The organism is Ensifer sp. Root1252 (genome assembly GCF_001425885.1).
GTDB lineage: Bacteria > Pseudomonadota > Alphaproteobacteria > Rhizobiales > Rhizobiaceae > Ensifer > Ensifer canadensis.
In genome coordinates this window covers 1-5,370 of the sequence record NZ_LMDT01000046.1, presented here as the reverse complement: position 1 = coordinate 5,370, position 5,370 = coordinate 1, and the positions used below count along the sequence as shown (strand labels likewise).

The window sequence follows — 5,370 nt, the reverse complement described above, 5'->3', positions numbered from 1 at the left end:
CTCGCTGCCGATCATGGCCTCGCTCGGCGCGCCCGTCGTCTTTGACGCCACCCACTCGGTGCAGCAGCCGGGCGGGCAGGGCGGTTCGACCGGCGGTCAGCGCGAGTTCGTCGAAACGCTGTCGCGTGCGGCCGTTGCCGTCGGCATCGCCGGCCTGTTCGTCGAAACCCACGAAGATCCCGACAATGCGCCTTCCGATGGCCCCAACATGGTGCATCTGAAGGACATGCCACGGCTGCTCGAAAAGCTGCTGGCCTTCGATGCGGTAACAAAAAAATCGAACTACATCGCGGGAACGGCCTGATCCCTCATAAGTGGCCGCTTTCCTGGAAAAATCCGTCGCTAGGTAGGCACCAGCTAGGTTTAGTTAGGATACTTAGCGACGCTTCGTGCTGGCATTGGCGACATTTTTAACCGCAAAGCCCTCCTCGAACGTTTCTGAGCCGTAGCCTACTCGCCGGCAAAACCTACGGCAACAATGGCTTACGCAGACGATCACCACATGAATGCCGAGGGATGATCACGTCGACCCGCTCCCGCGCGGTTTCGCTCCCACACGACTAAGCCGTCTTCACGCTGCGCAACCGCCATCGAACGCTGCTTCAGCAAATCAGACACTTCCGCCGCGTGCAGCCCGTTGCGGTCGATGCGCAGAATGGTTCCTCGTATGTGTGCATCTCGCAGCAATCGGCTTGCGGCTGAGATGAATGCGGCTTCGTTCTAGGCGGACTCGACTTCTCTATAACTTGCCCCCGATGGGCAACGATTGAGTATGTCGATTTGCCGCAACAATAGAATCTATACGCTCATGCTGTGGACATATACCCACGCACGGGGCGAGATGTGGCACAACTCAACTTCAGTCTTTGCTATTGACATCATTCAATTCACAAACCATACCTCCTTCATTCCGAGGGGAGCACTCGACAGTGCTGAGATGGCGGTGAGCCGGACCCTTGAACCTGATCCGGGTCATGCCGGCGTAGGAACGGGAAAAGAGCCGGTTTCGGCAAACTAATCGCGTCTTCGCTTTCACCTGGGTCTCCGTGATATTTTGTCTGGAGATCGATCGATGCTGTCTTTTGCCAAGTTGCCGCCGGATGGCGGGTTTGCATGTCGTCCGGACCGCTGCATCGGCTGACCGGCGATGCGCCTGGCGTTCACATTTGTTCGCAGCCTTGTTGTGCTTGCTGCTCTCTGGCAGGCGGCGGTGGTTGTGTTCGCGTTACCGCGCTATCTATTGCCCACACCGGTCGAGGTGCTGGCCGTCTTTGCACGGCAGCCGCGATTTCTGTTTGAACAGAGTCTCGTGACGATCGCCGAAATGCTGGCTGGTCTTGCGGCCGGAACGATTTTCGGTGTTGCGACGGCTATCGGGCTGGCAGCTTTTCCGCGCATCGGCAAGCTCGTCTGGCCATTCGTGCTTGTTCTCCAGGCGTTTCCCGTTTTCGTCATCGCACCTTTGCTGGTGCTGTGGTTCGGCTTCGGCATGGCCTCGAAGATCGTGATGGCGACCATCATCATCTTCTTTCCCGTTGTCTCTGCGTTCTCGGACGGTCTGCGTCGCACCGATACGCAGATCCTCGATGCCGTCGCGCTGACCCAGGCGAGCCACTGGCAGGCGCTAAGGCTCGTGCGACTGCCGCTGGCGTTGCCGGGGCTGGTCACCGGCCTGCGCGTTGCTGCCCCCTTGGCACCGCTCGGCGCCGTCGTTGGCGAGTGGGTAGGCGCTTCGGCCGGCCTCGGCTTCGTTATCGTCCAGGCAAATGCCCGCATGCAGACCGATGTCGTCTTCGCTGCGATGGCCATTCTTGCTGTGCTTGCCGTCGCCCTCAGGCTGCTGGTCGATGAGGCAACCCGTCCACTCGCGCACTGGGCGCGCGAAACCTGAATTCTGAGATCAATTGGAGCGTTCATAACATCATGATCCGCAAATTTCTGCTTACCGCCAGCCTCGCTCTCGGCGTCATCTTTTCAGCCGGCTCAGTAACGGCCGCCGAAAAACTGACGGTGATGCTGGAGTGGTTCGTCAATCCCGACCATGCGCCGATCGTCGTCGCCAAGGAGCTCGGCCTGTTCCAAATGGCGGGGCTCGATGTTGAGTTGGTTCCGCCCGCCGATCCTTCAAGCGTGCCGCGTCTCGTTGCAGCGGGGCAGGCGGATATCGGCGTGCATTATCAGCCGAACCTGTACCTTGACCATGCTGCAGGCCTGCCTCTGGTTCGCATCGGCACCCTGGTCGAGACGCCGCTCAACACCGTCACCGTCCTTGACGACGGTCCGATCCGCAACCTTGCCGACTTGAAGGGCAAGACGATCGGCTTTTCCGTCTCCGGTTTCGAGGATGCAATGCTCGGCCGGATGCTGGCCTCGGCCGGTCTCAAGAAGGAAGACGTCGAACTCGTCAACGTCAACTTCGCCCTGTCTCCGTCGCTGATCGCAGGCAAGGTCGATGCAACGATCGGCGGCTTCCGGAATTTTGAACTGACGCAGATGCGGCTCGAGGGGCATGAGGGCCGGTCCTTCTTCCCAGAAGAGCATGGCGTGCCCGTTTATGACGAACTCGTCTTCGTCACCGACAAGGCAAAGGTGGCCGACAAACGCTTGCGGCCCTTCCTGGCCGCAGTGGAGCAGGGTGCGATTTTCCTCACCAATCATCCGGATGAAGCCTGGAAGCTGTTTGTCAAGGCTTACCCGAACCTCGACGACGAACTCAACCGCAAGGCGTTTACGGACACGCTGCCGCGCTTCGCCAAAAGGCCGGCGGCGCTCGATCGTGGTCGATACGAGCGGTTTGGGGCGTTTCTCGCCGAAAGTGGCTTGATCGGTAAGGCACCTGCTGTCGACGATATCGCGGTGGAAATTCGATGACGGGTCCATCGGACTTCGTCGAAAATGCTGCTGCATCGCTGGCGCTTGTGCGGGAGCAGCGCCCGCGGGTGCATTGCCTGATGAACACGGTGGTGCAGAAGTTCGTAGCCGATGGGTTGGCGGCTCTGGGTGCGATCCCCTCGATGACATCGACACCGGAGGAGGTCGAGGCTTTTGCCCGCCGCGCCGATGCGCTCGTCGTCAATCTCGGTACGCTCGATGAAGAGCGCCGGAGGGCGATCCGTTTGACAGCGGCGGTTGCGCGCGATGCCGACAAGCCGTGGATCGTCGATCCCGTGCATTGCGACTATTCGCCGTCGCGGCTTGTCTTCGCCCGGGAACTCATCGCAGGCGGCCCTTCCGTTGTTCGCGGCAACGCCAGCGAGATGGACCTTTTCGGGGAGGTCAATGGCGCGCTGAAGATCAAGACCGGGGCAGTCGATGAACTCACACTGGATCTACATACGTTCTGGGTTGAGAACGGCCACCCCCTCATGGCGCAGGTCACGGGTACCGGGTGCCTCTCCGGCGCCTTGATCGCAGCTTTCATGGCGGTCGAGCCGTATCGCCTGAAGGCCGCCACGGGTGCACTTCTGACGAGCGGCATCGCCGCCGAGATCGCTGCGGAGCGTTCGAGTGGGCCCGGTACCTTCGAAGCTCTCTTCCGTGATGCGCTCGCAGCGCTGCGCTCCGAAGATATTATTTTCAATGCCAGGATCTCCCATGCCGAAAGTTGATTATCGCCTGAATGCCCTCGTCGATGCCCGCCTTGGCGACAAGGCGAGTTTGGCTGATCTGGCACGCATCGCCGCGCTGAACGGCGCGACGTTGATCCAGTATCGCGACAAAACGAGCTCGACACGGGAGATGATCGAACAGGCACGGGCGATTTGCGCCGCGCTTGCCGGTACCGGTGTACCCTTCGTGGTCAACGATCGTGTCGATTTGGCGATTGCAGCAGGCGCCGCCGGCGTCCATCTCGGCCGGGACGACATGGATGCGACAACGGTGCGCTCGATCATGGGCGGTACCGCGATTATCGGTCTGACGGTGAAGAATGAAGCGGACGCACAGGTGGCGATTGCCTCGCCTATCAATTATGCCTGTATCGGCGGGGTCTATGAGACGCTGTCGAAGCACAATCCCGATCCGCCAGTTGGCCCCGAGGGGTTCGCCAGACTTCGTGCCGCGCTTCTGGCGGCCAAGCCGGATCTGCCGGTTGGCGCCATTGTCAGTATCACTGCGCAGCGCGCTGCGGAGGTCGTTGCCGCCGGAGCGGACGGTGTCGCAGTCATTTCCACAATCTTCGCCGCTGTGGATCCGGCGGCGGCCACATACGAATTGCGCGCTTGTGTCGAGAAGGCTCTTGCGGAGGCTTCGCGATGACCGCCATTGCAGTCACCATTGCGGGCTCGGATTCCGGTGGCGGGGCGGGCATCCAGGCAGACCTCAAGACCTTTTCGGCTCTCGGCGCCTATGGCGCGAGCGTTATCACCGCGATCACGGCGCAGAACACCAGAGGTGTCACGGCGGTCGAGGATATCTCGCCGGCAATGGTCGAAGCACAGATCGATGCGGTGTTTTTGGATCTCGCCGTTGGCGCGGTAAAGATCGGCATGGTGTCCTGCGGCGAGACGATCGCGATCATAGCCGACGGACTCCGCCGATACGGCAAGATGGCCGTGCTCGATCCTGTGATGGTCGCCACATCTGGCGACGCGCTGCTACGCCCGGGTGCTATTGCTGCGTTGAGCGACCAACTGCTGCCTCTGGCGCTGATCGCCACGCCCAACCTGCCGGAGGCGGCATTGCTGACCGGGCGCGCGATCGCGACGGACGAGGCCGAGATGGGCCGCCAGGCCGAGTTTATTCTGAAGGCCGGTGCGCGTTCGGTGCTGATGAAGGGTGGACACGGGCATGGCCCTGAAGCGACGGATGTCTTTTTCGACGGTGGAGAACCCGTACGGCTGACGGCACCCCGCATCGAAACGACGAACGATCATGGCACGGGGTGCACTCTATCGGCGGCCATCGCGGCCGGCCTGGCACACGGATTGTCGCTTGCAGACGCCGTGATCGCAGCCAAGGATTATCTGCACGGCGCCATCGTTGCCGCTGGCGATCTCAAGGTCGGACAGGGGCGGGGGCCGGTCCATCATTTCCATCGCTGGTGGTCCAATGCTCGCTAGCGCGGCGCAGGCGTTTTCGTTACGGCTGGAACGGACGCTCGAGCTTGCCGGAGCGTTTCTGCTTGCGCTCCTGCTCGGGACCGTCGCGCTTTCGGTTGTACTCCGATATGCGGCGGCAAGCGGTTTTACTGGTGCAGAGGAAGCAGCAAGTTCGTTGCTGGTCGCACTTGTCTCAGTCGGGTTGCCGCTTGCCTCGACCACTAGTACCGCGCCACAGAGATTATGACTCTTTGACGGGGTAGGCTTTGCGGAGCTTTTGGCGGGCATTTTCGGTTGTGAACATCCATTGGATCTTTGCGCCATGGGTGTT

General features: G+C 61.1%; 5 protein-coding genes, 1 pseudogene and 1 riboswitch. All 6 genes and pseudogenes read left to right on the top strand.

Annotated features, from left to right (window positions below; genetic code table 11):
• A pseudogene (locus ASD02_RS31820) lies at nucleotides 1-304 on the top strand (3-deoxy-8-phosphooctulonate synthase); the annotation flags it as partial.
• Between the two features lie 599 nt (nucleotides 305-903).
• A riboswitch (TPP riboswitch) is annotated at nucleotides 904-1,006 on the top strand.
• 141 nt (nucleotides 1,007-1,147) lie between these two features.
• Nucleotides 1,148-1,891 (top strand): ABC transporter permease, encoded by a 744-nt coding sequence (locus ASD02_RS31815; RefSeq protein ID WP_057220198.1) that lies wholly within the window; start codon nucleotides 1,148-1,150, stop codon nucleotides 1,889-1,891.
• 35 nt (nucleotides 1,892-1,926) lie between these two features.
• The gene (locus tag ASD02_RS31810; RefSeq protein WP_057220364.1) at nucleotides 1,927-2,871 is read left to right on the top strand and encodes an ABC transporter substrate-binding protein; all 945 of its coding nucleotides are present in this window, start codon (nucleotides 1,927-1,929) and stop codon (nucleotides 2,869-2,871) included.
• The gene (locus tag ASD02_RS31805; protein WP_057220197.1) at nucleotides 2,868-3,608 is read left to right on the top strand and encodes a hydroxyethylthiazole kinase; all 741 of its coding nucleotides are present in this window, start codon (nucleotides 2,868-2,870) and stop codon (nucleotides 3,606-3,608) included. The genes ASD02_RS31810 and ASD02_RS31805 overlap by 4 nt, the downstream gene beginning before the upstream one ends.
• Complete coding sequence (gene thiE / locus ASD02_RS31800; protein WP_057220196.1) at nucleotides 3,595-4,257, top strand: thiamine phosphate synthase; 663 nt, start codon at nucleotides 3,595-3,597, stop codon at nucleotides 4,255-4,257. Before ASD02_RS31805 ends, thiE begins: the two co-directional genes overlap by 14 nt.
• Complete coding sequence (gene thiD / locus ASD02_RS31795; protein ID WP_057220195.1) at nucleotides 4,254-5,060, top strand: bifunctional hydroxymethylpyrimidine kinase/phosphomethylpyrimidine kinase; 807 nt, start codon at nucleotides 4,254-4,256, stop codon at nucleotides 5,058-5,060. Before thiE ends, thiD begins: the two co-directional genes overlap by 4 nt.
• Nucleotides 5,061-5,370 lie beyond the last annotated feature (310 nt).